The organism is Pseudomonas sp. 44 R 15 (assembly GCF_900004965.1).
In the GTDB taxonomy this organism is placed as follows: Bacteria; Pseudomonadota; Gammaproteobacteria; order Pseudomonadales; family Pseudomonadaceae; genus Aquipseudomonas; species Aquipseudomonas orientalis_A.
Genome location: NZ_CVTU01000119.1, coordinates 115,898 through 140,847, shown reverse-complemented (window position 1 = coordinate 140,847; position 24,950 = coordinate 115,898). Strand labels below are relative to the sequence as shown.

General features: G+C 62.0%; 18 protein-coding genes. 10 read left to right on the top strand and 8 right to left on the bottom strand.

Going from position 1 to position 24,950, the window contains the following annotated elements; genetic code table 11:
* Positions 1-511: 511 nt before the first annotated feature.
* The 3 genes from glgB to BFP93_RS25750 all read right to left on the bottom strand — a co-directional run bounded on the left by glgB (position 512) and on the right by BFP93_RS25750 (position 8,166).
* Entirely contained in the window at positions 512-2,749 is a 2,238-nt protein-coding gene (gene glgB, locus BFP93_RS25760; RefSeq protein ID WP_065895429.1) for a 1,4-alpha-glucan branching protein GlgB, read from the bottom strand.
* A complete protein-coding gene (treS, locus tag BFP93_RS25755; protein ID WP_065895428.1) occupies positions 2,746-6,093 on the bottom strand; it encodes a maltose alpha-D-glucosyltransferase in 3,348 nt (1,115 codons plus the stop codon). Before treS ends, glgB begins: the two co-directional genes overlap by 4 nt.
* An 84-nt stretch (positions 6,094-6,177) precedes the next feature.
* Entirely contained in the window at positions 6,178-8,166 is a 1,989-nt protein-coding gene (locus tag BFP93_RS25750; protein ID WP_065895427.1) for an alpha-1,4-glucan--maltose-1-phosphate maltosyltransferase, read from the bottom strand.
* Positions 8,167-8,371: 205 nt separating this feature from the next.
* On the opposite strand from BFP93_RS25750, the gene BFP93_RS28965 reads away from it, so the two are divergent.
* Positions 8,372-8,548: a hypothetical protein gene (locus tag BFP93_RS28965; RefSeq protein WP_163003436.1), complete on the top strand. Its 177-nt coding sequence runs from the start codon at positions 8,372-8,374 to the stop codon at positions 8,546-8,548.
* Here BFP93_RS28965 and BFP93_RS25745 read toward each other — a convergent pair.
* Entirely contained in the window at positions 8,526-9,017 is a 492-nt protein-coding gene (locus tag BFP93_RS25745) for an MgtC/SapB family protein (protein WP_065895426.1), read from the bottom strand. The two genes, BFP93_RS28965 and BFP93_RS25745, sit on opposite strands and share 23 nt — an antisense overlap.
* Positions 9,018-9,139: 122 nt before the next feature.
* Here BFP93_RS25745 and BFP93_RS25740 point away from each other — a divergent pair, with 122 nt between their 5' ends.
* The 3 genes from BFP93_RS25740 (at position 9,140) to mapR (ending at position 12,588) form a co-directional block, all read left to right on the top strand.
* Positions 9,140-9,379, top strand: coding sequence for a DUF3203 family protein (locus BFP93_RS25740; RefSeq protein WP_065885315.1), 240 nt, complete (start codon positions 9,140-9,142; stop codon positions 9,377-9,379).
* Positions 9,380-9,613: 234 nt separating this feature from the next.
* Complete coding sequence (gene ccoG / locus BFP93_RS25735; RefSeq protein WP_065895425.1) at positions 9,614-11,023, top strand: cytochrome c oxidase accessory protein CcoG; 1,410 nt, start codon at positions 9,614-9,616, stop codon at positions 11,021-11,023.
* A gap of 155 nt (positions 11,024-11,178) precedes the next feature.
* On the top strand, positions 11,179-12,588 hold the full coding sequence (gene mapR, locus BFP93_RS25730; RefSeq protein WP_065895424.1) for a GntR family transcriptional regulator MpaR: 1,410 nt from the start codon (positions 11,179-11,181) through the stop codon (positions 12,586-12,588).
* Between the two features lie 32 nt (positions 12,589-12,620).
* On the opposite strand, the gene BFP93_RS25725 is transcribed toward mapR, so the two are convergent.
* Entirely contained in the window at positions 12,621-14,708 is a 2,088-nt protein-coding gene (locus BFP93_RS25725; RefSeq protein ID WP_065895423.1) for a putative bifunctional diguanylate cyclase/phosphodiesterase, read from the bottom strand.
* Positions 14,709-15,030: 322 nt separating this feature from the next.
* On the opposite strand from BFP93_RS25725, the gene proP reads away from it, so the two are divergent.
* Entirely contained in the window at positions 15,031-16,533 is a 1,503-nt protein-coding gene (gene proP / locus BFP93_RS25720; protein WP_065885310.1) for a glycine betaine/L-proline transporter ProP, read from the top strand.
* 52 nt (positions 16,534-16,585) lie between these two features.
* Positions 16,586-17,092: a GAF domain-containing protein gene (locus BFP93_RS25715; protein WP_065885309.1), complete on the top strand. Its 507-nt coding sequence runs from the start codon at positions 16,586-16,588 to the stop codon at positions 17,090-17,092.
* Here BFP93_RS25715 and BFP93_RS25710 read toward each other — a convergent pair.
* On the bottom strand, positions 17,067-17,990 hold the full coding sequence (locus tag BFP93_RS25710) for an AraC family transcriptional regulator (RefSeq protein ID WP_065895422.1): 924 nt from the start codon (positions 17,988-17,990) through the stop codon (positions 17,067-17,069). The genes BFP93_RS25715 and BFP93_RS25710 overlap by 26 nt on opposite strands.
* 176 nt (positions 17,991-18,166) lie before the next feature.
* Between BFP93_RS25710 and BFP93_RS25705 the strand changes: the two genes are divergently transcribed.
* Entirely contained in the window at positions 18,167-19,189 is a 1,023-nt protein-coding gene (locus tag BFP93_RS25705) for an alpha/beta hydrolase (protein WP_065895421.1), read from the top strand.
* Positions 19,186-20,376 carry an MFS transporter gene (locus BFP93_RS25700; protein WP_065895420.1) on the top strand — a complete coding sequence of 397 codons (1,191 nt, stop codon included), beginning with the start codon at positions 19,186-19,188 and terminating at the stop codon, positions 20,374-20,376. The genes BFP93_RS25705 and BFP93_RS25700 overlap by 4 nt, the downstream gene beginning before the upstream one ends.
* Here BFP93_RS25700 and BFP93_RS25695 read toward each other — a convergent pair.
* Entirely contained in the window at positions 20,369-21,190 is an 822-nt protein-coding gene (locus tag BFP93_RS25695) for an AraC family transcriptional regulator (RefSeq protein WP_065895419.1), read from the bottom strand. The two genes, BFP93_RS25700 and BFP93_RS25695, sit on opposite strands and share 8 nt — an antisense overlap.
* Before the next feature lie 97 nt (positions 21,191-21,287).
* On the opposite strand from BFP93_RS25695, the gene BFP93_RS25690 reads away from it, so the two are divergent.
* The gene (locus BFP93_RS25690; RefSeq protein WP_065885307.1) at positions 21,288-22,499 is read left to right on the top strand and encodes an MFS transporter; all 1,212 of its coding nucleotides are present in this window, start codon (positions 21,288-21,290) and stop codon (positions 22,497-22,499) included.
* Positions 22,500-22,605: 106 nt separating this feature from the next.
* Here the strand turns inward: BFP93_RS25690 and BFP93_RS25685 are convergent, their stop codons facing one another.
* A complete protein-coding gene (locus BFP93_RS25685) occupies positions 22,606-22,914 on the bottom strand; it encodes a DUF2834 domain-containing protein (RefSeq protein WP_065895418.1) in 309 nt (102 codons plus the stop codon).
* A 121-nt stretch (positions 22,915-23,035) separates the two neighbouring features.
* Between BFP93_RS25685 and BFP93_RS25680 the strand changes: the two genes are divergently transcribed.
* Positions 23,036-24,736: an amidase gene (locus BFP93_RS25680; RefSeq protein ID WP_065895417.1), complete on the top strand. Its 1,701-nt coding sequence runs from the start codon at positions 23,036-23,038 to the stop codon at positions 24,734-24,736.
* The last annotated feature ends 214 nt before the right edge of the window (positions 24,737-24,950 follow it).

The window sequence follows — 24,950 nt, the reverse complement described above, 5'->3', positions numbered from 1 at the left end:
GTTCGGCCAGCGTGGTTTAACGGGGCGCCTGAGATCAAGATCAAAAGCGCGGCGGCCTTAGAGCCGACCGGTATTTTGTGTCGACTCCGGTCCAAATGTGGGAGGGGGCTTGCCCCCGATGGCGTCCTCCGGGCCGCCGCAATGGGTCATCCCTTGCCCAGTGCGGCTAACCCGGCGTCCTGCCGGGTTGCCCACGGATTCAAACCTCCGTTCGGCCAGCGTGGTTTAACGGGGCGCCTGAGATCAAGATCAAAAGCGCGGCGGCCTTAGAGCCGACCGGTATTTTGTGTCGACTCCGGTCCACATGTGGGAGGGGGCTTGCCCCCGATGGCGTCCTCCGGGCCGCCGCAATGGGTCATCCCTTGCCCAGTGCGGCTAACTCGGCGTCCTGCCGGGTTGCCAACGGATTCAAGCCTGCGTTCGGCCAGCGTGGTTTAACGGGGCGCCTAAGATCAACAGCGCCTCGCTTCGCATCGTGGTTACGTTTGGCGCCGCAGCCTTGTTTGGATACCTATGGCTCTTGTGGCCGCAGAATCAGCACGCCCAGGGGCGGCAGGTTCAACGACAGCGACACCGGCTGACCGTGGCGAGGTTCATCCACGGTCTGCACCGCACCGCCATTACCGTAGTTGGACCCGGCGTACATATCGGCATCACTGTTGATCACTTCGCTCCAGCGCCCGGCAAACGGCACGCCGACGGCGTAGGCCTCACGCGGCACCGGCGTGAAGTTGGCGACCACCAGCACCGGCTTGCCGTCTTTACTCCAGCGCAGCCAGGCGTAGACGCTGTTGATGGCGTCGTCACCGATCAGCCACTGGAAGCCCTGGGGCGCGTCGTCCTGCTCGTGCAGCGCCGGTTCCTCGCGATACAGGCGGTTCAGATCGCCCACCAGTTTTTGCACGCCACGGTGTTCCGGGTATTGCAGCAGGTACCAGTCCAGTTGCTGGTCGTGATTCCACTCGCGCCACTGGCCGAATTCGCAGCCCATGAACAAGAGCTTCTTGCCCGGATGCATCCACATGAAACTCAAGTAGGCGCGCAGGTTGGCAAATTTCTGCCAGCGGTCGCCGGGCATCTTGTCGATCAGCGAGTGCTTGCCGTGCACCACCTCATCATGGGAAATCGGCAGGATAAAGCGCTCGGACCAGGCATACACCAGGCCGAAACTCAGTTCGTTGTGATGATGGGCGCGGTAGACCGGGTCTTGCTGGATGTAATGCAGCGAGTCGTGCATCCAGCCCATGTTCCATTTGTAATTGAAGCCCAGGCCCCCTTGCTGGGTGCTTTGACTCACGCCTGGCCACGCAGTGGATTCCTCGGCAATCACCAGCGCACCCGGCGCTTCCAGCGCGACCACGTCGTTCAGATGGCGCAGGAAATCGATGGCTTCCAGGTTCTCCCGGCCGCCGTGGCGGTTGGGCACCCACTCACCGGCCTTGCGCGAATAGTCGCGATACAGCATCGAGGCCACCGCATCCACGCGAAGGCCGTCGATATGGAAATGCTTGAGCCAGTGCAACGCCGACGCCAGCATGAAACCGTGCACCTCGGTGCGGCCCAGGTTGTAGATCAGCGTGTCCCAATCCTGGTGGAAACCCTCCAGCGGGTTGGCGTATTCGTACAGCGCAGTGCCGTCGAATTGCGCCAGGCCGTGGGTGTCGGTAGGAAAATGCGCCGGCACCCAGTCGAGGATCACGCCAATGTCCGCCTGGTGGCAGGCGTCTACGAAGTAGGCGAAATCTTCCGGCGAGCCGAAGCGTGCGCTCGGCGCGAACTGGGACAAGGCCTGATAACCCCAGGAACCGCCAAATGGATGCTCCATGATCGGCATCAGTTCGATGTGCGTGAAGCCCAGTTGCTCCACATAGGGGATCAGCCGCTCGGCCAGTTCGCGCCAGCCGTATTGGCGTGACACTTCGCCCGCTTCGTCCAGCTCGCACTGCCAGGACCCGACGTGCAACTCATAGATCGACAGCGGCGCGGTGGATTTCTGTTTGTCGCCACGCGCCTGCATCCACTCATGGTCCTGCCACTGCACTTGCAACGGCGCAGCGACTTTCGAGGCGGTATCCGGCGGCAGTTGGGTGGCCAGGGCCATGGGGTCGGCCTTGAGCGGCAGGATGCCGTGGGCGCCAAGAATTTCATATTTGTAGGCCGCGCCCGGTTGCAGGCGCGGGACGAAGATTTCCCACACGCCCGAAGGATGGCGCAGGCGCATCGGGTGACGGCGACCGTCCCAGACGTTGAAATCGCCGACCACCGAAACGCGTCGGGCATTCGGTGCCCACACGGCAAACCGTACACCCTGCACGCCGTCCACCGTGGTGACCTGGGCGCCCAGGCAATTGCCCAGGTCACGATGGTTGCCTTCGGCAAACAGGTACAGGTCCATTTCACCGAGCAGCAGTTGGCTGAAGCTGTACGGGTCTTCGGTGATCTGCTCGCCGCCGGCCCACTGGATCTTCAGCAGGTAATCCTGGCGCGTGCCGAAGTGCCCGACGAACAGCCCCGGCACCTGGGTCGCGTCGAGGCTGCCGATCGGCTCACCGCCGTCACGCGCCAGGACCTGGACACTCAGGGCTTCAGGCAGGAACGCACGGATAAACTGCCCGCCCTGCTCATCATCGTGCGGCCCAAGGATCGAGAATGGATCAGGGTGCTCGGCGCGCACCAGCGCTTCGACGTCCCTGGATGCCGGCATTGCAGTCAACTTGGGCTGCAGCGGTTCTTTATGCGTAAAACTCATGACGTCTCCCCACCGCGTGCAGTTTTCGATTCAGGTGTAAGCCCGCTGAGCAAACCGTGCAACCCTTGCAAGGGCACCGGCAACCAGCTCGGGCGATTTTCCGCTTCGTAGGCCACTTCGTACGCGGCCTTCTCCAGGCTGAACAAGGTCAGCGCGGCGTCCTGGCCATTGGCATCCTGCCAGTCATGCGCCAGTGTAGCCGTCGCTGCCTGATAAGCCTGGGTAAATGCCTGGCGGGCTTCACTCAGGTAACGCTCGGTCACACGCCGACGCGCGGCGTCCGCCTCCGGCGAATGATCAACCCCCTGCACATTCAGGGCCATCGCCGCTGCGTAATCAAAGGAGCGCAACACCCCGCTGACATCCTTGTACGGGCTGTGTTTGCCTCGCCGTTCATGCAGCGGTCGCGCCGGCTCGCCTTCAAAGTCGATCAAATAGGCGTCGCCCTTGACGACCAATACCTGGCCCAGGTGCAAGTCACCGTGGACGCGAATCCGCAATCCGCCCAGCGTGGCCTTCGCCAATGCCTGGACGTGGCTGCCGATGGCTTTTTTCTGCGCCAGTAATTCACTGACCAGCGCCTGATCGGCGGGGTTCAACTGGCTTTGATTTAGTTTGAGCAAGTGCAAGGCACGTTCGATCTGCGCGCCTACGTCCTTGGACCAGGCCTGGGTGTCCCTGGCCGAGGTGACTTCGGGCTTGAAGTCCTTGTTCTGGGTGGGCGCGCCCAACACCACGTGCATTTCACCCAGGCGCTGACCGAGCAGGCCGGCGAAGTCCGCCAGCTCGCCGAGGGCGTTGTAGTGCTGCTCCTGTTCGGACATCGCTTCGGCCAACTCGTCGCGAATAGCCCGCTCGAGGTTGTTCTGGGTCCAGCTCCAGGCATCGCCCTGGTTGCTCAGATAGCCCTGGGCAATCATCAGCAGGCTGTCCTCGCCCTGTGCGTCGCGCCGGCTCATCGAGCCCATCAGCGGCGAAATGTTCGGGTAGGCGGCTTCGGTCAGGTAGGCGCTCATCTCCAGTTCCGGGTGGACCCCGGCACTGACTTTGCGGATCAACTTGAGCACCAGGCTCTCGCCGACCACCACCGAACTGTTGGACTGCTCGGCAGACAGGTAGCGCACCGCTGATTCGTCCGTCAGTTGCAAGGCGGCCAGGTGCGGGGTCGCCTCGAAGCGCAGGTCACCCTCGCTGCAATTGAGCACGGTAGCGGCCTGCATGCCTTGAATCACACTGCGAATAAAATGCTCGAGGCTGAACGCATCGGTGACCAGCCCCACCTGGCGGCTGCGCCGTACCCGCGCCAATGCCAATTGCTGCGGCAAGGCACTGGTGAGCTGGTCTTCGCCGAGGAAACCGAACGGCAATTGATAGCGGCTGGTCTGCCCCGCGCTGGTGACGTCGATTTCGCTGAGCAGCACCGGATGCTGCGCATCGCCGAAGCGCACGCCATAGGCAATATGCACGCTGTCGATGGTGGCGTCCTTGCCGGCGAACCAGCGGCGCTTGGGCAGCCAGGCCGGCAACGAGGTGTGTTCCAGGGTGGTGCGACCGGGTTCTTCGAGCAACTCTTCCATACGTTTTTTCAACACCAATGTCGTGAAGTCGGGAATGCTCTGGGCCGGTTCCACATGCCAGCTGGGCATCTGGTTTTCCGCCGCCAGCACGAACCAATAAAAGCCATAGGGCGCCAGGGTCAGCAGGAAATTCAGCTGGCCGATGGGCGGGAAGGCGTTACCGCCCAGCATCTCCACCGGCACCATCCCGGCGAATGCCGACAGGTCCAGTTCCGCCGCCTGGGCGCTGCGCGAGACGTTGGCCACGCACAGGATGATTTCGCTGCGGCCGTCCTCCCCGGTGTATTCACGGGTATACGCCAGAATGCGGCGGTTGCTCGGCGAGAGCATTTTCAGGCTGCCGCGACCGAACGCCTTGGACTGCTTGCGCACCGCCAGCATGCGCCGCGTCCAGTTCAGCAATGAATGCGGGTCCTGGGCCTGGGTTTCGACGTTGACCGACTGGTAGCCGTACTGCGCGTCCATGATCGGCGGCAATACCAGGCTGGCCGGGTCGGCGCGGGAAAAGCCGCCATTGCGGTCGATGGACCATTGCATTGGCGTACGTACGCCATCGCGGTCGCCCAGGTAAATGTTGTCGCCCATGCCGATTTCGTCGCCGTAGTAGAGGGTCGGCGTGCCGGGCATCGACAGCAACAGGCTGTTGAGCAGTTCCACGCGGCGCCGGTCACGCTCCACCAGGGGTGCCAGGCGTCGGCGAATGCCCAGGTTGATGCGCGCGCGGCGATCTGCGGCGTAGTAGTTCCACAGGTAGTCGCGCTCTTTGTCGGTGACCATTTCCAGGGTCAATTCATCATGATTGCGCAGGAAGATCGCCCACTGGCAATTGGCCGGAATCTCCGGGGTCTGGCGCAGGATGTCGGTGATGGGGAAACGATCTTCCTGGGCCAGGGCCATGTACATGCGCGGCATCAACGGGAAGTGGAAGGCCATATGGCATTCATCGCCGTCGTCGCCCTTGCGGTCACCGAAGTAGAGTTGCGTGTCCTCGGGCCATTGGTTGGCCTCGGCCAGCAGCATGCGATCAGGGTAATTGGCGTCTATTTCGGCGCGGATCTGCTTGAGCACCCCGTGGGTCTCGGGCAGGTTCTCGTTGTTGGTGCCGTCACGCTCGATCAGGTAGGGAATCGCGTCGAGGCGCAGGCCGTCGATGCCCAGGTCGAGCCAGTAGCGCATCACCGACAGCACCGCTTTCATGACCTGCGGGTTGTCGAAGTTCAGGTCCGGCTGGTGCGAATAGAAACGGTGCCAGAAGTACTGGCCGGCCACCGGGTCCCAGGTCCAGTTGGACTTCTCGGTGTCGAGGAAAATGATCCGCGTACCGTCGTATTTCTGCTCGTCATCGGACCAGACGTAGAAGTCCCGCGCCGCCGAGCCCGGCTTGGCCTTGCGCGCCCGCTGGAACCAGGGGTGCTGGTCGGAGGTGTGGTTGATCACCAGTTCGGTAATCACCCGCAGCCCGCGTTTATGGGCCTCGGCGATAAAGCGTTTGGCGTCGGCCATGGTCCCGTAGTCGCTGTGCACGCCACGGTATTCGGCGATGTCGTAGCCGTCATCGCGGCGCGGCGAGGGGTAGAACGGCAGCAGCCAAATGGTGTTGATGCCAAGGTCGGCAATGTAGTCGAGCTTGGCGATCAGCCCGGGAAAGTCACCAATGCCATCGTTGTTGGAGTCGAAATAGGATTTGACGTGCACCTGATAGATCACCGCGTCCTTGTACCAGAGCGGGTCTTTGATAAAGGTGGCTGCCTTGGGTTTCTTCGCCATTTGAAACTCCTGAAATGCTGCAGACGCAAATGCCATCAATGTGGGAGGGGGCAAGCCCCCTCCCACACTCTGTTCTCCACTCGTCTATTGAGCAGTGATGCGCCAGATTCCGAACGGCATTTGCGGGTCCAGTCGGGTCCATTGAGTCTTGCCATACCAGGTCCAGCGATGGCCGTTCATCAAGTCTTCACCCTGGGTCTGGGCATCGTCCGGCAGGCCCATCTCCCACAGCGGCAGCTCGAAGTGCGCTTCCTGGGCGTTGTGCGGGTCGAGGTTGACGGCCACCAGCACGAAATTGCTGCCGTCCTCGCTGCGCTTACCGAAGTACAAGATGTTGTCGTTCCAGGCGTTGTAGAGCTTGAGCCCCAGGTGCGTCTGCAACGCCGGGTTCTGGCGGCGGATGCGGTTGAGCTGGGCGATCTCGGCAATGATGTTGCCGGGTGCGGTGAAGTCGCGCGGGCGGATCTCGTATTTCTCCGAGTCCAGGTATTCCTCCTTGCCCGGCACCGGTGCGGACTCGCACAGTTCAAACCCGGAGTACATGCCCCACAAGCCCGAGCCCATGGTGGCCAGCGCGGCGCGGATCAGAAAGCCCGCCCGGCCGCACTCATGCAGAAAGCCTGGGTTGATGTCCGGCGTATTGACGAAGAAGTTCGGGCGGTAGCACTCGCGCCATGGCGACTGGTTCAACTGGGTGAAATACTCACTCAGTTCGGCCTTGGTATTGCGCCAGGTGAAATAGGTGTAGCTCTGGGAATAACCGACCTTGCCCAGGCGCGCCATCATGGCCGGGGTGGTAAAGGCTTCGGCGAGGAAGATCACTTCCGGGTATTTGCTGCGCACGTCGCTGATCAACCATTGCCAGAACGGCAGCGGCTTGGTGTGCGGGTTGTCCACGCGAAAGGTCTTCACGCCCTCTTCCACCCAGCCCACCACGATGTCACGCAGTTCGGTCCACAGGCCGGGGATGGCGTCCGCCGCATAGAAGTCGACGTTGACGATGTCCTGGTACTTTTTCGGTGGATTTTCCGCGTATTTGATCGTGCCGTCCGGGCGCCAGTTGAACCAGCCCGGATGCTCTTTGAGCCACGGGTGGTCTTGGGAGCACTGGATGGCGAAATCCAGGGCGATTTCCAGGCCGTGGTCGGCGGCGGCCTTGACCAGGCGGCGGAAATCCTCGCGGCTACCCAGTTGCGGGTGAATCGCTTCGTGTCCGCCCTCCTCGCTGCCGATTGCGTAAGGGCTGCCGGGATCGTCGGGACCGGCGGTCAGGGAGTTGTTCTTGCCCTTGCGATGGCTGCGGCCGATGGGATGGATCGGCGGGAAATACAGCACGTCAAACCCCATGTCGTGGATCATCGACAGGCGTGAATGCACATCGTTAAAGGTGCCATGACGGGCCGGATCATCGGTAATCGAGCGGGGAAACAGCTCGTACCAGCTGGCGAACTGGGCACGCTCGCGCTCCACGTCGATCGGGTACACCGTGCTGATGCTCAAATAGGCACGGTGGTCGGCCTGGGTCATCAGGTGTGCACTGTCTTCGTGCAGGAACTGCGCGACCTGCTCGGTTTCCAGCAGGCCGGAGAGTTCGTGGTGCAGCAGCATCAAGCGGTCGCGCAGTTCGTTGTCACTGCGCTCGGCGGCCTGCAACACCAGGCTGCGGCCTTCCTGCAGCTCCAGGCTGACCGGCACTCCGGCTTCATGCTTTTTACGCAGTTCATAGCAGAAGCTGGCGAAGGTATCGATCCAGGCTTCAATGCAGAATTCATGGGGCCCCTGGGTGGTGACGGTAAACGCACCTTCCCAGCCGTTGTTGCCCACATCATTCATGACCACGCTGTGCCAGTTTTCCTGCCCCAGCGGGCGCCAGCGCACCAACACCGCCAGCTTGTCATGACCATCGGCGAACACTTTACTGGTGACATTGACCTGCTGGCCCACCACCGCCTTGACGGCAAATTCGCCGCCGTCAATCACCGGCATGGTGCTTTCAATGGCGATTCTGGGTAACAGCAGTGCCTGGGACAACGGCAATAAGGAATGTTCTGGAACCAGTGTTTCAGCAGTCATCGAGCATATTCCCCTTACGCCCAGTGGACGCTCTGTGCTTGATCCGAATTCGTAACATGGCGGCGCACTCCCTGAGCAGGCCCGTATTAGGTCCGAGCCCGGGGTGCGGGCAAAAGTTCAGGCGGATATGTCGCCACCGGGCGGGGAATCAATTCCCTCCCGTGGCTGTCCACCGATAGAGCAAAGCACAAAGGAGGCCACACCCATGACTATCCCGATCCCGGCAGAGACGCCCGACCCGAATATCGACAACCCGACCCTGCCACCCACCGAGCCTGCACCGGTTCCGGAACAGGAACCGCCGGAGAACGAACCGCCACCGGTGCAGGAACCGCCAACCACCATGCCGCCGGTTATCGTCAGTCCTTCTCGAAACGCTTGACGATTTTCGGCATCACGCTGAACACCACCAAGGCCAGCAACGTACTCAGGACCGCTGTCGATTCCCGACCCAAACCGGCCGAGACCCCAATCGCAGCGGTCATCCACAGCCCGGCGGCGGTGGTCAGACCTTTGACGTGGCCGGCGTCCTCATCCTTGCCCTTGATAATAGTGCCGGCCCCGAGGAAGCCGATCCCGGCAATCACGCCCTGCACCACCCGGCTCATGGCATCGGCCTGATTGCCGGACATCTGCGGCACCATCACAAACAGTGCAGCCCCCAGCGCCACCAGCATGTGGGTACGCACGCCGGCGGCCTTGCCCTTGCTCTCGCGTTCAAACCCCAGGATGCCGCCGAGGATCGCGGCCATCAGCAGGCGCACGGTAATCTGGGTGACCTGCCGGGCGTCGCCGATATCGGCAAACTCAGCCTGCAGGGTTAGCCATGCTTCATGTAGCCAAGCGTGCATCAATGCCATCCTTTTTGTGATTATTGATAGAAGATGGACAGCGGCGACCGTCAGTCAGTTGCGTGGAACCGGCACTGCTTATTGGCTCCTAAATGATCAGAGCCCATGAAAAGGAGACCGGTATGCCTATCCGTATCGACAACCATCTGTGTTATTTCACGCTAAATGACAATGGCCAGGAACAAAGCGTGCCTGCGACCCGCGTCAATATCGTGACCGATAGCGAAAAATCCATGTCGTACGTGGAACTGGCGGCTGAACGCATCTACATCACCGAAGCCGAGGCCGATGCACTGACCGTCGCGGGTGCCCATGACGGACGCCAGCATGTGAAGGCCGACGAACCGGGTTCGGTCATTTAATCGATGCCTCTGTAGGAGCGAGCTTGCTCGCGAAAAACCTCAACGATTACGCGTGCTTCCTGCAAGACCGCGGTGCCTGTGGGTTTTTCGCGAGCAAGCTCGCTCCTACAGGGTCTCGCATCAAGGCGCGGATTGCCATCTGATCCGCTTTTTAACCGCCAACCTGAGTCTGTTACGCAAACAGCGCGCCGCCCATAGTTCATCCGCCTGATGGAGGCTGATGAGCGAACGACCATGAGCGAACGAATCCCCACCGTGGAAACTTTTGTGCCCATTCACCCAAAGAAGGTGAAGGCCGCATCCCGCGACAACCTGATCCACACCCGCAGCTTCACCGGCCTCTACCGCACCTTGCGCATGAGCGGCGGCGCGTTGTTGTTCCTGGCCTTTTTCGGCACCGTGTGGCTGAACTGGGGCGCACGTCAGGCGGTGCTGTGGGATCTGGCCGAGAGCAAATTCCATATCTTCGGCGCAACGTTCTGGCCCCAGGATTTCATTCTGCTCTCGGCCCTGTTGATCATCTGCGCCTTTGGCCTGTTTGCGATCACCGTGTTTGCCGGCCGTGTGTGGTGTGGCTACACCTGCCCGCAAAGCGTGTTCACCTGGCTGTTCATGTGGTGCGAAAAAATCACCGAAGGCGAGCGCAACCAACGCATCAAGCTGCACGCCGCACCCTGGAGCCTTGACAAGCTGGCACGGCGTTCGGCCAAACACACGCTGTGGCTGGGCATCAGCGTGCTGACCGGGCTGACCTTTGTCGGCTATTTCACGCCCATCCGTCCGTTGGCTGCGCAGCTGCTGACCTGGCAACTGGGCGGCGTCAGTCTGTTCTGGATGCTGTTCTTTACCGCGGCCACCTACCTCAACGCCGGGTGGCTGCGCGAAGCGGTGTGCATGCACATGTGCCCGTACGCGCGCTTCCAGAGCGTGATGTTCGATAAGGATACCCTGGCCATTGCCTATGACGCCGCCCGTGGCGAACGCCGTGGACCGCGTAAACGCGAAGTCAAATCGGCGGATGTCGGCCTCGGCGACTGCATCGACTGCCAGCTGTGCGTGCAGGTGTGCCCCACCGGCATCGATATCCGCGACGGTCTGCAAATGGCATGCATCGGTTGCGCGGCGTGCATCGACGCCTGCGATTCCATCATGGACAAAATGGGTTATGCCCGTGGCCTGGTGAGCTATACCAGCGAACATCAATTGCAAGGTGGCAAGACCCGACTGCTAAGGCCGCGCCTGATCGGCTACAGTGCCGTGCTGCTGGTCATGCTTGCCGCGTTGGCGGTGGCTTTGGTGGAACGGCCGATGGTGTCGCTGGACGTGACCAAGGACCGCGGCCTGTTCCGCGAGAACAGCCAGGGCTTGATCGAAAACATCTACAGCCTCAAGGTCATCAACAAGACTCAGCAGCATCAGGACTATCGTGTGGAGCTGGTGGACGCCGAGGGCTTCCAGTTGCAGGGCAAGACTCGAATCAGCCTGGCGCCGGGGGAAATCGTGGATGTACCGGTCTCAGTGACGCTGCTGGCGGACACACCGGCGAGCAGTTCACAGACGCTGCGTTTCAAGGTGACGGATGTGGATGAACCGTGGATTTACAGCGCTGCCGACAGCCGCTTTGTCGCGCCACTGAACCGCTGATAATCCCCTTGAATGCATAAAACTCCAATGTATAGAGATCCAATGTGGGAGGGGGCTTGCCCCCGATGGCGGTGGCTCAGTTGGTTATTCGGTGGCTGATACACCGCAATCGGGGGCAAGCCCCCTCCCACAAATGAAACTGTTCAAGGCCCCCCATGAAACGCTACGAAAAATTCGCCGATGACATCGCAGAACTGATCCGCTCCGGCGTCCTCGGCCCCGGCCAGCGCGTGCCGTCGGTGCGTTACGCCAGCCAGACCTACGGCGTCAGCCCGTCCACGGTCTTCCAGGCCTACTACCTGCTGGAGCGGCGCGGCCTGATCCGCGCGCGGCCGCGCTCCGGCTACTTCGTCAATACCCACGCGCCCAGCCCGTTTTCCGAGCCGGTGGTGAGCGAGCAGGTGCACGAGTCCACCGAAGTCGATGTGAGTGAGCTGGTGTTTTCGGTGCTCGATTCGATCAAGGACCCCAACACCGTGCCCTTCGGTTCGGCCTTCCCCAGCCCCATGCTGTTCCCGCTGCAGCGCCTGGCCCGCTCCCTGGCCAGTGCCAGCCGCGCGATGGACCCACGCCTGGTGGTCACCGACATGTCCCCCGGCAACCCGCAACTGCGCCGTCAGATTGCGCTGCGCTACATGGTCGGCGGCCTGATGCTGCCCATGGAAGAACTGCTGATCACCAATGGCGCCCTCGAAGCGCTGAACCTGTGCCTGCAAGCGGTGACCGAGCCCGGCGACCTGGTAGCAATCGAAGCCCCGGCGTTTTATGCCTGCCTGCAAGTGCTCGAGCGCTTGAAACTAAAAGCCGTGGAAATCCCCGTGCACCCGCGCGACGGCATCGACCTCAACGCCCTGGCGCAAAGCCTTGCGCGTTACCCGATCAAGGCCTGCTGGACCATGACCAGCTTCCAGAACCCGATGGGCGCGACGGTGCCGGAAGAAAAAAAACAGGCGCTGGTAGCGCTGCTGCGCAGCCATCAGGTACCGCTGATCGAAGACGATGTGTATGCCGAGTTGTATTACGGGCAACACGCGCCGAAACCAGCCAAGGCCTTCGACACCGAGGGGTTGGTGATGCACTGCGGCTCCTTTGCCAAAAGCCTGGCGCCAGGGTACCGCGTAGGCTGGGTGGCGGCCGGCCGCTTCGCGCAGAAGGTCGAGCGCCTGAAACTGATGACATCGCTGTGCCCGTCGATGCCGGCCCAGGCCGCGATTGCCGACTACCTGCAACACGGCGGCTACGACCGGCACCTGCGCAAACTGCGCTACGCCCTGGAAGAACAGCAAAGCGCGATGCTTGCCGCCATCGCCCGTTACTTCCCGGCGCAGACCCGCGTCAGCCAACCGGCCGGCGGGTATTTCCTGTGGCTGGAACTGCCGGAGCAAACCGATTCATTGAAGCTGTTCCAGATGGCCCTGGCGCAAGGCATCAGCATCGCACCGGGCCCGATCTTTTCGGCGACCCGGCGCTTTCGCAACTGCATCCGCTTGAACTACGGCAGCCCGTGGACCGATGTGTCGGAGAAGGCGATGGAGACGCTGGGGCGGATTGTGCGCTCGTTTTGAGGGTCAGCAGGTCGCCGCCGCGAGCATCGCCGTCATGCGTCTGGCGCCGGCGCTTCCCGGGTGCGCTGGATATCGGCCATGAACCCGTCGGCCGGCAGTGGATGGCCCAGCAGATAGCCTTGCAGCGAGTTACAGCCCAGGCGGGTCAGGAAGCGCTGCTGCGCCTCGGTCTCCACGCCTTCGGCGACGATCCGCAAACCCAGGGCCTGGCCCAGCGCAACGATGGCTGAGACGATGGCGGCGTCGTCGCTGTCGTGCTCCAGGTCGCGCACGAAACCCCGGTCGATCTTCAGTTCATTGGCCGGCAGGCGCTTGAGGTACATCAGGCTGGAATAGCCGGTGCCGAAGTCATCGATGGACAGGTCGACGCCCATGTCCGAGAGCTGCTGCAATACGGTCATGCTCGCGTCGGCATCGCTCATGGCGGTGGTTTCGGTGATCTCCAGGGTCAGGCGGTTGGCCGGCAGTTGGTGCCGCTCCAGAGCCGCGGCCACGCTGGCGACCAGCCCGGGGTGGCAGAACTGCAGCGCCGACAGGTTCACCGCAATGCGCCAACTTTCATAACCCTGGGCGTACCACAGGCTCATCTGGCGACAGGCTTCATTGAGTACCCACTCGCCGATGGGAATGATCAGCCCGGTTTTTTCCGCCAGCTCAATGAATGTGGCCGGCAGCAACACGCCGTGCTGTGGATGCTGCCAGCGCAGTAGCGCCTCTGCCCCCACCGCAACCCCGCTGAGCGCGTCGAACTTGGGCTGGTAGTGCAAACGAAATTGCGCGTCGTCGAGGGCGTTGCGCAGGTCCTGCAATAACTGCAGCTGTTTGCGCGCGTTGGTGTTCATCGACACATCGAAGAACCGGTAGCCGTTCTTGCCCATGCCCTTGGCGTGGTACATCGCCGCATCGGCATTCATCAACAGCTCCTGGGGGTTGGTCCCGTTGCCCGGGAACAGGGCGATGCCGATGCTGGCGGAGATTTTCAGCTCGTGTTCGGCGACCGTGAAGGCGCGATTGACCAGGCTGACCTGGCGTTCGGCCAGGCCCATGGCATCGTCCGGCTGGGTCAGGTGCACCATTAATACAAACTCGTCACCGCCGATGCGCGCCAACGTGTCCTGGCTGCGCAGGTCCTCGCGCAGGCGCAGGCCGACTTCGCGCAGCAACTGGTCGCCCATGTGGTGACCAAAGGCGTCGTTGACCGGCTTGAAGCCGTCCAGGTCGATAAACATCAGCGCAAAGCAACCGCCCTGCTCCTTCACCGCCTGGATACCTTGTTGAATCCGGTCTGACAGCAGCGTGCGATTGGGCAGGCCGGTGAGCATGTCGTGCAGGGCCAGGTGGGTCAGCTCCTGGTTGGCCAGGGTCAGGGAGTCAGCCAGCACGGCGGTGCGCGCTTGCAGCCGCGCGTCGAGCAGCGAGGTCAACAGGGCGATGACCAGCACCGCCAATGAGGTCACCAGCACCAGGTTATCCAGGCCCTTGCCGCTCAAGCCGGTCTGTGCGGCGGCGCAAAAGCTGTCGCCGGCAAAACGCGCGGCGGCCATGCCGGTGTAATGCATGCCGACGATGGCCACGCCCATCACCACCGCCGCGCCCCCGCGTGCCAAGCGTACATAGGGTGTATTGCGGCGCAGGTTGAAGGCGATCCACAGCGCCGCGCCGGAAGCCACCACCGCGATCAACAACGAGGCGCCGAACAACGCCGGGTCGTAATCGATGCCCGGCGTCATGCGCATCGCGGCCATGCCGGTGTAGTGCATGCTGGCGATGCCTGCGCCCATGACCAACGCGCCGAATGCCAGTTGCCAGGCCGGCAGGCGTGGCTGGCTGACCAGCCATAAGGCAAAACCGCTGGATAACACGGCAATCAGCAACGACAGCGCGGTAATGTCCAGGTCGAAGCCCATTTCGAACGGCAGGCGCAGGGCCAGCATGCCGATAAAGTGCATCGACCACACCCCGACGCCCATCGCGACGGCACCGCCGGTGATCCATAGATAAACCGTACGTCCCTTGGCGGTCGCGATCCGCCCCGCCAGGTCCAGCGCGGTATAGGACGCCAGGATGGCGACGCACAGGGAAATCACGACAAGGGAGGTGGTGTAGCTACCGGTCAGCATGGGGTATCTCGCGGTTTGACAGCCCGGGCCGGGTGGCAAAGCGGCGGATTGTAGCGAGAATATTTCAGGGCTGGCGATTAATTGCTTACGGACGGCGGGCTGATTTTTCTGACGTCAAATTGGTGGCTTTGCCAGGTGCTGTGCGACGCTCGATTCACCCGTCAGCGCGCACATTTTCACGGCGTTGCTGAGGCTTGCCGCGCCGGCCGTGAGAAAAAATCTGCCGATGGGTGAATTATTTCGTGTCCGCTTGTATCTGAAGTGACAGAGCGGTGCCATCGCAGCGATGGCACCTCCCCGTTCAGCTTCTAGAGTGGCCCGCATGAAATTACGTAAGAAACGCGTCAGTCCGATCGGATTGAACGACATCACCATCGTCGACGACAACAAGATGCGCAAGGCGATCACCGCCGCCGCATTGGGCAACGCCATGGAATGGTTCGACTTTGGCGTCTATGGTTTTGTCGCCTATGTGCTGGGCAAGGTGTTCTTCCCGGACGCGTCCCCCAGCGTACAAATGATCGCTGCACTGGCCACTTTCTCCGTGCCCTTCCTGATCCGTCCACTGGGCGGCCTGTTCTTTGGCGCCCTGGGTGACAAATACGGGCGGCAGAAGGTCCTTGCCGCCACCATCGTGATCATGTCCCTGAGCACCTTCGCCATCGGCCTGATTCCCGGCTACGCGTCCATTGGTATCTGGGCGCCGATCCTGTTGCTGCTGTGCAAAATGGCCCAGGGCTTCTCGGTAGGCGGCGAATACACCGGCGCGTCGATTTTCGTTGCCGAATACGCCCCGGACCGCAAACGCGGCTTCCTGGGCAGTTGGTTGGACTTCGGCTCGATTGCCGGCTTCGTGCTGGGCGCGGGCGTGGTGGTATTGATTTCCACAGTGCTCGGTGAAGCGGAATTCGAGGCCTGGGGCTGGCGCCTGCCGTTCTTCCTGGCCCTGCCGCTGGGCATCATCGGCCTGTACCTGCGTCACGCCCTGGAAGAGACCCCGGCGTTCCAGCAACATGTCGACAAGCTCGAACAGGGTGACCGCGAGGGCCTCAGCCATGGCCCCAAGGTGTCGTTCAAAGAGATCGCCACCAAGCACTGGCGCAGCCTGCTGACCTGCATCGGTATCGTTGCGGCCACCAACGTGACCTACTACATGCTGCTCACGTACATGCCCAGCTACCTGTCGCACAACCTGCATTACGCCGAAAACAGCGGCGTGTTGATCATCATTGCGATCATGGTCGGCATGCTGTTCGTACAACCGTTCATCGGTTTTGTCAGCGACAAGATCGGCCGCAAACCCTTCATCATCGCCGGCAGCATCGGCCTGCTGTGCCTGTCGATTCCGGCGTTCATGCTGATTACCAGCGGCAAGACCGGGCTGATCTTCAGCGGCCTGCTGATCCTGGCGATCGTGCTGAACTTCTTTATCGGCGTAATGGCCTCCACGCTGCCAGCTATGTTTCCTACACATCTGCGCTACAGTGCATTGGCCAGTGCGTTCAACGTCTCGGTACTGATTGCCGGCGTCACGCCCACCGCGGTGGCGTGGCTGGTGGAAAGCACCAACGACCTGTACATGCCGGCTTATTACTTGATGGTATTCGCCGTGGTAGGCCTGGTTACCGGCCTGACCATGAAGGAAACCGCCAATAAACCCCTGCGCGGCGCGGCCCCGGCGGCGTCGGATATGGAAGAGGCCAAGGAATTGCTGCAAGAGCATCATGACAATATCGAGCAGAAGATCGAGGACATCGATGCCGAAATTGCAGCCCTCCAGGCCAAGCGGGAAAACCTGGTGCAGCAGCACCCACGGATTAATTAAGACCTGACTGTGCGTGGTCGCGGCCTGCGGCCACGCACATTGGAGTGATCACATGGTTCCAAGCGTCACCTATGCACAATCGCTCCTGAGCGCCGACGAACGCGCGGCCATCGCCGAAATCGAAGCGAGCACCAATATTCTCAAGCTGGTCACCCGCCTGACCGGTATGCGCTTTGCCGGCATCGCCAAATTCACCGACCTGGAGTGGGTGGTGTGCTCGGCCTATGACCCTCTGCAGATGGGCATCCACGTCGACGACGTACTTGACCTGGAAACCACCCTGTGCAGTGAATTCTGCATCAATCCCCAAACCCTGTTCGTGCCGCAGATCAGCGTCGACGGACGCTTTGCGTCGCGTCCGGTGGTCAAGAAATACGCCATCGAAAGCTATGCCGGCGCGCCGATTTTCCTGCCCGACGGGCGCCTGTTCGGTGCGCTGTGCGCGCTCGATTCACGCGCCATGCTGTTCGACGATCCCAACCTGCCGGAAACCCTGAGCCTGTTCGCCCGACTGATCGGCTGCATCTTCTACGCTAACCTGGCCCCGGCCGATCAGTGACACCTGCCCCGCCCCGCAGCGCAGCGATGTCGCGCCTGGGTGGCACGCCAAACAGCCGACTGTACTCACGGCTGAACTGCGACGGGCTTTCATAGCCAACCTTGAACGCGGCACTGGACACGTCCTGGTGCTCGTTCAACATCAAGCGTCGAGCCTCATTCAAGCGCAGCCATTTCTGATACTGCAACGGGCTCATCGAGGTCAGTTGCCGAAAGTGATGATGAAAGGTTGCCGCGCTCATTTGCACGCGCGCCGCCAGTTCTTCCACACGCAATGGGCTATCGAAATTCAGTTTCAGCCAATCGATGGCCTTGGCGATCCGATAGCCCTGCCCATCCACCGAGCAGATCTGGCGCAGCCGGCCGGCCTGGTCGCTCTGCAATAACCGGTAGTGAATCTCGCGCTGGATCAACGGCGCCAATACCGCTATCGCTTCGGGCTCATCGAGCAGCGCCACCAGGCGCGCGAAGGCCGCCAGCATGCCACCCGTCACCGAGCCGATGCCAACGCCCTTCATCATCGCGCGCTCACGCGTGGGCGGCAGGTCGCCCTGGGCGATCAGCTCGGCCAGCATGCGCAGGTCGAGTTTGAACGTCAGCCCCAGACACGGCTGCTCGACGCTGGCGGCCAGCACTTCGGAGTTGGCCGGGATATCCAGCGAAGTCACCAGAAATCGTGACGTGTCGTAGGGATAGCCCTCACCGCCGACCCACAACTGTTTCTTGCCCTGCACCACCAGCACGATGCTCGGTTCGACCATGCACACCACCGGTGCGGCCGGCTGTTCACGCCGATAGAAGCCCAGGCCGGGTATCGGCATTGGGCAATCCCCTGGCGCCTGGATGTGCGAGTCAACGGACTGGATCAGCGTGTCCAGCGCCGGTGGATTGATCGTCATGGCGGGCCCTTCCAATGCATCAATGAATCTCTTGACATGACTGTACCCGCACCGGCTACCGACGTCTGCGCCACAGCATGAAACTCAGAGGATCAGGCAAGTAATCCGTTCAAATGCACTACAGAAGCTCTGCTGGCACCGGGAAAATGCTCGGACACTTCGCAAGGAACCTCCCGATGAAACGCCTTCTGCTTGCTCTGGGTTTGCTGGTGACCTCCCTGTCCTCACTAGGAGCCGATATGTCCAACGGTGCTGATAACTTCTACACAAGCGATAAGGTGACCGCCGAGAACGTCACCTTCAATAACCAATATGGGATGCAGGTCGCGGGCACGTTGTTTGCGCCAAAAAATCGGGTTGCTGGTTCAAAGAACCCGGCCATTGTCGTCGGTCATCCAATGGGCGCCGTCAGGCAACAAAGCGCTAACCTCTACGCCACCAAAATGGCCGAACGGGGCTTCGTCACGCTGTCCCTGGACCTCTCGTTCTGGGGCGAAAGCGCCGGCACCCCGCGCAACGCGGTGCTGCCCGACCTTTACACCGAGGACTTCAGCGCCGCCGTGGACTTTCTCGGCACCCACCCCTCGGTCGATCGTGAGCGCATCGGTGCCATCGGCGTCTGCGGTAGCGCCAGCTTCGTGATCAGTGCGGCGAAGATCGATCCGCGCATCAAGGCGATTACCACGGTCAGCATGTATGACATGGGCGCGGCCAACCGCGATGGCCTCAAGCACGGCATGACCGGCGAGCAGCGCCGGCAAATCCTGCGCCAAGCGGCCAACCAGCGCTATGTCGAATTCCAGGGCGGCGAGACCGTTTACACCGGCGGTACGCCCCAGAGTCTCACCGGCGACGCCGTCGGCGATGAATTCTACGATTTCTACCGCACACCCCGTGGCGAAGTCACTCCAACGGGCGCATCGAAGCTGACCACTACCCGGCCAACGCTCACCAGCAATGTGAAGTTCATGAACTTCTACCCATTCAATGACATCGAGACGATTTCGCCACGTCCACTGTTGTTGATTGCCGGGGCCGACGCGCATTCCCGTGAATTCAGCGAAGACGCCTTTGAGCGCGCTGCCGAGCCCAAGCAATTGCTGATCATCCCGAATGCGGGGCACGTCGATCTCTATGACCGGGTCGACCTGATCCCATTCGCCACACTCGCCACTTTCTTCCAGAGCCATTTGAAATGATCCCGGCCTCCCCTCACCCCCAACGCTGGGGCGCCGTACTGGCCATGTCGCTGGCGGCATTCGCCCTGGTCGCCTCCGAATTCATGCCGGTAAGCCTGCTGACCCCGCTGGCCGCTGACTTGCATATCACCCAAGGCCAGGCCGGCCAGGGCATTTCGGTGTCCGGCGTGTTTGCCCTGCTCACCAGCCTGGTGATCGCCTCGATTGCCGCGCGGGTGGATCGCAAACGCCTGCTGATGGCGCTGACGCTGCTGATGATTATCTCGGGCAGCGTGGTGGCATTCGCCCCCAATTACGGGGTGTTCATGCTTGGGCGTGCGTTGATTGGCGTGGCGATTGGCGGTTTCTGGTCGCTGTCGGCGGCCACGGCGATGCGCCTGGTGCCAGAGGCTCAGGTGCCACGCGCCTTGGCCATCGTGAACGGCGGCAACGCGCTGGCCACGGTGATCGCGGCGCCGCTGGGCAGCTTTCTCGGCGGGATCATCGGCTGGCGCGGGGCGTTTTTCTGTGTGGTGCCGGTGGCGGTGATTGCACTGGTCTGGCTGCTGGCGAGCCTGCCCACCCTGAAGAACCGGGCCAAGGCAAAAGCCGGCAATGTGCTGCGCCTGATGAAAACCCCGGCAGTGGCCCTGGGCATGGCGGCCATCAGTGTGTTCTTCATGGGCCAGTTCATGCTGTTCACCTATCTGCGGCCGTTCCTGGAAAGTGTTACCGGGGTCGAGGTATCCACACTGTCCTTGATGCTGCTGGTGCTCGGCCTCGCGGGTCTGGCGGGGACATTCCTGATTGAACGCGTGCTCAAGCACAACCTGTACCCGACGCTGATGGCCGTCCCGCTGATCATGGCAGGCATCGCGCTCGCACTGCTGCAGTTCGGCGAATCAAAGGGCATGACCACCGTATTGCTGGGCAGTTGGGGCCTGGTGGCGACCGCTGCCCCGGTGGGCTGGTGGACGTGGTTGTCGAAGACCTTGCCTGACGACGCCGAGGCCGGCGGCGGCTTGATGGTTGCCATTATTCAACTGGCGATTGCCGCAGGCGCCACGGTCGGCGGCGCGGCCTTCGACCTGAGCGGCTACCGGGCGACCTTTGAGCTGAGCGCGGGATTGCTGGTGGGCGCCGCATGGCTGGCTTACCTGGCATCTCGTGGGTCACTGCATGCTCGTGTCGTCAACAACGCTACTTGAAGAAATGACTCGGCGTCTTGCCAAACTGTTTCTTGAACATGCTGGTAAAGGCGCTCGGGCTGTCATACCCAAGCTTCAGGGCCACATCGATAATCTTCTCGCCCACCGCGATGCGCTCCAGCGCCAGCAGCAAGCGTGCCTGTTGGCGCCACTGGCCGAAGGTCATGCCGGTTTCGCGACGGAACAGGCGCTGGATGGTGGTTTGATCCAGGTCCAAACGCGCGCTCCAGTCAGCGACCGTGGACGCATCACTTGGGTCTTGCTGCAAGGTCAGGCAGATGCGGTTGATACGCGGGTCGGCGGGCTGCGGCAGGGATAAGGGCAGTGCGGGCAGGATCGCCAGCTCATCGAGCATCAGGCGCATGATCCTGGCGTCGCGCGAGTTCTCGGCATAGGGTGGTTTCAAGCTGACCGAGGCCTTGATCAATTCACCCAGCAACGGCGACACCGTCACCGCCTTCGGCTCGGTCGGCAGGTTGGGAAAGCTGTCCGGGCGCACGAAGACACTGCGCATTTTCAACGTGCCCACGCAGCGCAGCGCATGCACATGCCCGCAGGGTATCCAGAAGCCACGGTTGGGGGGCACCGTCCACTGGTTCAGCGCCGAATGCACCACCATCACGCCCTCGATGGCGTAGAGCAACTGATGCTTGTTATGACAGTGTTCGGGAATCACCCAGTTTTGCGGATAATCAGTGGCCGAGCTGATGACGGCCCAATCGCCTTCATCGATCTCCTGAAGGAATTTGTCGAGGGATTTGATGATTTCGCCCTTTTTGCGAGGTTTTCTGCCCGAATTTCGCGAGACAGGCATTTTTGCCGACTCTAGCATAGCGCCCGAAACAATTAGAAATGGGCCGTCGGCTCACGTACTGTCTGCCCTTGTTAGCTGCCTTGTATGGAATGCCTGAATGTCGACCCTCACTGCGACACCCGCCGCTGCAACCACCACGCCCCAGATAAGCCCGCTGGTCATGCGCGTGCTCGGCGCCTGTGCCCTGGCGCACCTGATCAATGACTTGATCCAGGCCGTGCTGCCGTCGATCTACCCGATGCTCAAAGCCAACTATGGCCTGACGTTTACCCAGGTCGGCCTGATCACCCTGACCTTCCAACTGACCGCCTCCCTGCTGCAACCGTGGATCGGCTACCACACCGACCGTCACCCCAAGCCCTGGCTGTTGCCGGCGGGCATGGTCTGCACCTTGATCGGTATCCTGATGCTGGCATTCGTCGGCAGCTTCCCCGCGATTCTGCTGGCGGCGGCGTTGGTGGGAGTCGGCTCGTCGACGTTTCATCCGGAAACGTCCCGCGTGGCACGCCTGGCCTCCGGCGGCCGCTACGGTTTGGCGCAATCGACCTTCCAGGTCGGCGGCAACACCGGCAGCGCCTTCGGCCCGTTGCTGGCGGCGGCCATTATCATTCCCTACGGCCAGTCCCATATCGCCTGGTTCGGCCTGTTCGCGGTGTTCGCAATCGGGGTGCTGTACGGCTTGAGCCGCTGGTACCGCCACCACCTCAACCTGTTCAAGCTCAAGCAAGGCGGCCAGGCGACCCACGGCTTGTCCAAAGGCCGCGTGACCTTTGCCCTGGTGGTACTGGCGCTGCTGGTGTTCTCCAAATATTGGTACATGACCAGCCTGACCAGCTACTTCACGTTCTACCTGATCGAAAAATTCCAGCTGTCGGTCGCCAGCTCCCAGATGTACCTGTTCCTGTTCCTCGGCGCGGTGGCCGTGGGCACCTTCGCCGGCGGACCGATCGGCGACCGGATCGGCCGCAAGAAAGTCATCTGGTTCTCGATTCTCGGCGCCGCGCCGTTCACCCTCGCCCTGCCCTACGTGGACCTGTTCTGGACCGCCGTACTCAGCGTGGTCATCGGCTTTATCATCGCCTCGGCGTTCTCGGCCATCGTGGTGTTCGCCCAGGAACTGGTGCCGGGCAATGTCGGCATGATCGCCGGAATATTCTTCGGCCTGATGTTCGGTTTCAGCGGGATTGGCGCGGCATTGCTGGGCTTGCTCGCGGATCACCATGGCATCGAATACGTCTACAAAATCTGCTCGTTCCTGCCGCTGGCGGGCATCCTGACGATCTTTTTGCCTTCGACCAAAGGCGTCTGACTCTGTGGGAGGGGGCTTGCCCCCGATGGCGGTGTTTCAGTCAAGTAGATGCCGACTGACACATCGCTATCGGGGGCAAGCCCTCTCCCACATTGGTACGTGTCGTCTAGGTGCGTCGCGTAAACCCGTTGACGACGATATACAACAACGGCCCCACCGACACGAAGACCGCCGTCAACAGGAAATAGGGGATCAACGACGCCACGGAGCGCCCTCGCCCGCGCGCGTCCCGGTACATCCACACACACGCCAGGATCGCCATCAGGTACAGGTCGATCACCACTTGCGCGGTGTCCGGCCGCGACATCAGTTCCTGGCCGAACGCAATGAGCGATTGCTCGGCCGTCAGCATCGTCGCCCCGGTATACAACGAAAAGCCGAGCAAAGCGGCCAGGGCGATGTAGGGTTTAGGCATGTTCTCCTCCTTGGAGTGCAATGTGGATGATCAGGCCGCTTACCTTAGCAGTAAGCTGGCACTGGTAAATATCTGTACGTAGACTGCCGTCATACCTCCATTCGAAGGCGGCGAAAAAAACCTGATGCAAGTTACCGAAGTCTCCATTGCCCAATTGCGCGCTGCGCTTGAATCCGGCCACACCACAGCCGTTGAACTGGTGCGCGCCTACCTGGCGCGGATCGAAGCCTATGACGGCCCGCAGACCGCTACCGCGCTGAATGCTGTGGTGGTGCGCAATCCCGACGCCTTGAAGGAAGCCCAAGCGTCCGATGCACGCCGGGCGCAAGGCCAGACCCTGGGGCCGCTGGATGGCATTCCCTATACCGCCAAGGACAGTTACCTGGTCAAGGGCCTCACCGCCGCGTCCGGCAGCCCGGCATTCGCCAAGCTGATCGCCCAGCGCGATGCCTTCACCATTGAGCGCCTGCGCGCCGGCGGCGCCATCTGCCTGGGCAAGACCAATATGCCGCCCATGGCCAACGGCGGCATGCAGCGCGGTGTCTATGGCCGTGCCGAAAGCCCGTACAACGCCGCTTACCTCACGGCACCGTTCGCCTCGGGTTCGTCCAATGGCGCCGGCACGGCGACGGCGGCAAGCTTCGCCGCATTCGGCCTGGCCGAAGAAACCTGGTCGAGCGGTCGCGGCCCGGCCTCCAACAACGGCTTGTGTGCGTACACGCCTTCGCGTGGGGTGATTTCAGTGCGCGGCAACTGGCCGCTGACCCCGACCATGGACGTGGTGGTGCCCTATGCGCGCACCATGGCGGACCTGCTGGAAGTGCTCGACGTGGTGGTCGCCGATGACCCGGACACCCGTGGCGACCTGTGGCGCCTGCAACCCTGGGTGCCGATTCCCAGCGTCAGCTCGGTACGCCCGGCATCGTATGCCGAACTCGCAGAGGGCAGCGCGGCCCTCGCCTGCAAACGCTTCGGTGTGCCGCGCATGTACATCAACGCCGACCCCGAGGCCGGCACCAGCGAAAAACCGGGGATCGGCGGGCCGACCGGGCAGAAAATCCACACCCGCGCCTCGGTGATCGAGCTGTGGCAGGCCGCGCGCCAGGCTCTGGAAGCCGCCGGCGCGGAAGTCATCGAGGTGGATTTCCCCTTGGTGTCCAATTGCGAAGGCGACCGCCCCGGCGCGCCGACGGTGTTCACCCGTGGCCTGGTGCCCCGGCAGTTTCTGCACGATGAGTTGTGGGAACTGTCGGCCTGGGCCTTTGATGATTTCCTGCGCGCCAACGGCGACCCGGCCTTGAACCGCCTGGCGGATGTCGATGGCCCGAAAATCTTCCCCCACGACCCCGGCACCCTGCCCAACCGCGAAGACGACCTGGCCGCCGGCATGGACGAATACGTGCGCATGGCCCAGCGCGGTATCACGCCGTGGAACGAGATTGACACATTGCCCGACGGCCTGCGCGGTCTTGAGCAAACCCGTCGCCTGGACCTGGAGGACTGGATGGACACGCTGCGCCTCGACGCGGTGCTGTTTCCGACTGTGGCTGATGTTGGGCCCGCTGATGCGGATGTCAACGAAGCTTCTGCCGATATCGCCTGGAGCAATGGCGTGTGGGTGGCCAATGGCAACCTTGCCATTCGCCATCTCGGCGTGCCTACGGTCACCGTCCCGATGGGGGTGATGGCGGACATTGGCATGCCGGTCGGGCTGACGTTTGCCGGGCGGGCCTATGATGATTCGGCGCTGTTGCGCTTTGCGGCGGCGTTTGAGGCCACTGGTAACAAACGGGTAATTCCGCCGCGGACACCGCCGCTGTAGGCCGATTTGTCATGTCCGAGGCCCAAATGTGGGAGGGGGCTTGCCCCCGATGGCGGCCTCAGGGCTGGCCAGTATCTTGGATCAGACCGAGTACATATCCGTTTCTGCGGTAACGGCTGATTAGGGTTCCGCCCTGACGGCGGCTCACTTTTGAAAAGCGCAAAAGTAAGCAAAACGCTCTTGCCCCACCACTCGGCACCTCGCTTAGGCTCGG

Coding starts and splice junctions, on each gene's coding strand:
- glgB (WP_065895429.1), bottom strand. CDS start 2,749: ATGAGTTTTACGCATAAAGAACCGCTGCAGCCCAAGTTGACTGCAATG.
- treS (WP_065895428.1), bottom strand. CDS start 6,093: ATGGCGAAGAAACCCAAGGCAGCCACCTTTATCAAAGACCCGCTCTGG.
- BFP93_RS25750 (WP_065895427.1), bottom strand. CDS start 8,166: ATGACTGCTGAAACACTGGTTCCAGAACATTCCTTATTGCCGTTGTCC.
- BFP93_RS28965 (WP_163003436.1), top strand. CDS start 8,372: ATGACTATCCCGATCCCGGCAGAGACGCCCGACCCGAATATCGACAAC.
- BFP93_RS25745 (WP_065895426.1), bottom strand. CDS start 9,017: ATGCACGCTTGGCTACATGAAGCATGGCTAACCCTGCAGGCTGAGTTT.
- BFP93_RS25740 (WP_065885315.1), top strand. CDS start 9,140: ATGCCTATCCGTATCGACAACCATCTGTGTTATTTCACGCTAAATGAC.
- ccoG (WP_065895425.1), top strand. CDS start 9,614: ATGAGCGAACGAATCCCCACCGTGGAAACTTTTGTGCCCATTCACCCA.
- mapR (WP_065895424.1), top strand. CDS start 11,179: ATGAAACGCTACGAAAAATTCGCCGATGACATCGCAGAACTGATCCGC.
- BFP93_RS25725 (WP_065895423.1), bottom strand. CDS start 14,708: ATGCTGACCGGTAGCTACACCACCTCCCTTGTCGTGATTTCCCTGTGC.
- proP (WP_065885310.1), top strand. CDS start 15,031: ATGAAATTACGTAAGAAACGCGTCAGTCCGATCGGATTGAACGACATC.
- BFP93_RS25715 (WP_065885309.1), top strand. CDS start 16,586: ATGGTTCCAAGCGTCACCTATGCACAATCGCTCCTGAGCGCCGACGAA.
- BFP93_RS25710 (WP_065895422.1), bottom strand. CDS start 17,990: ATGACGATCAATCCACCGGCGCTGGACACGCTGATCCAGTCCGTTGAC.
- BFP93_RS25705 (WP_065895421.1), top strand. CDS start 18,167: ATGAAACGCCTTCTGCTTGCTCTGGGTTTGCTGGTGACCTCCCTGTCC.
- BFP93_RS25700 (WP_065895420.1), top strand. CDS start 19,186: ATGATCCCGGCCTCCCCTCACCCCCAACGCTGGGGCGCCGTACTGGCC.
- BFP93_RS25695 (WP_065895419.1), bottom strand. CDS start 21,190: ATGCCTGTCTCGCGAAATTCGGGCAGAAAACCTCGCAAAAAGGGCGAA.
- BFP93_RS25690 (WP_065885307.1), top strand. CDS start 21,288: ATGTCGACCCTCACTGCGACACCCGCCGCTGCAACCACCACGCCCCAG.
- BFP93_RS25685 (WP_065895418.1), bottom strand. CDS start 22,914: ATGCCTAAACCCTACATCGCCCTGGCCGCTTTGCTCGGCTTTTCGTTG.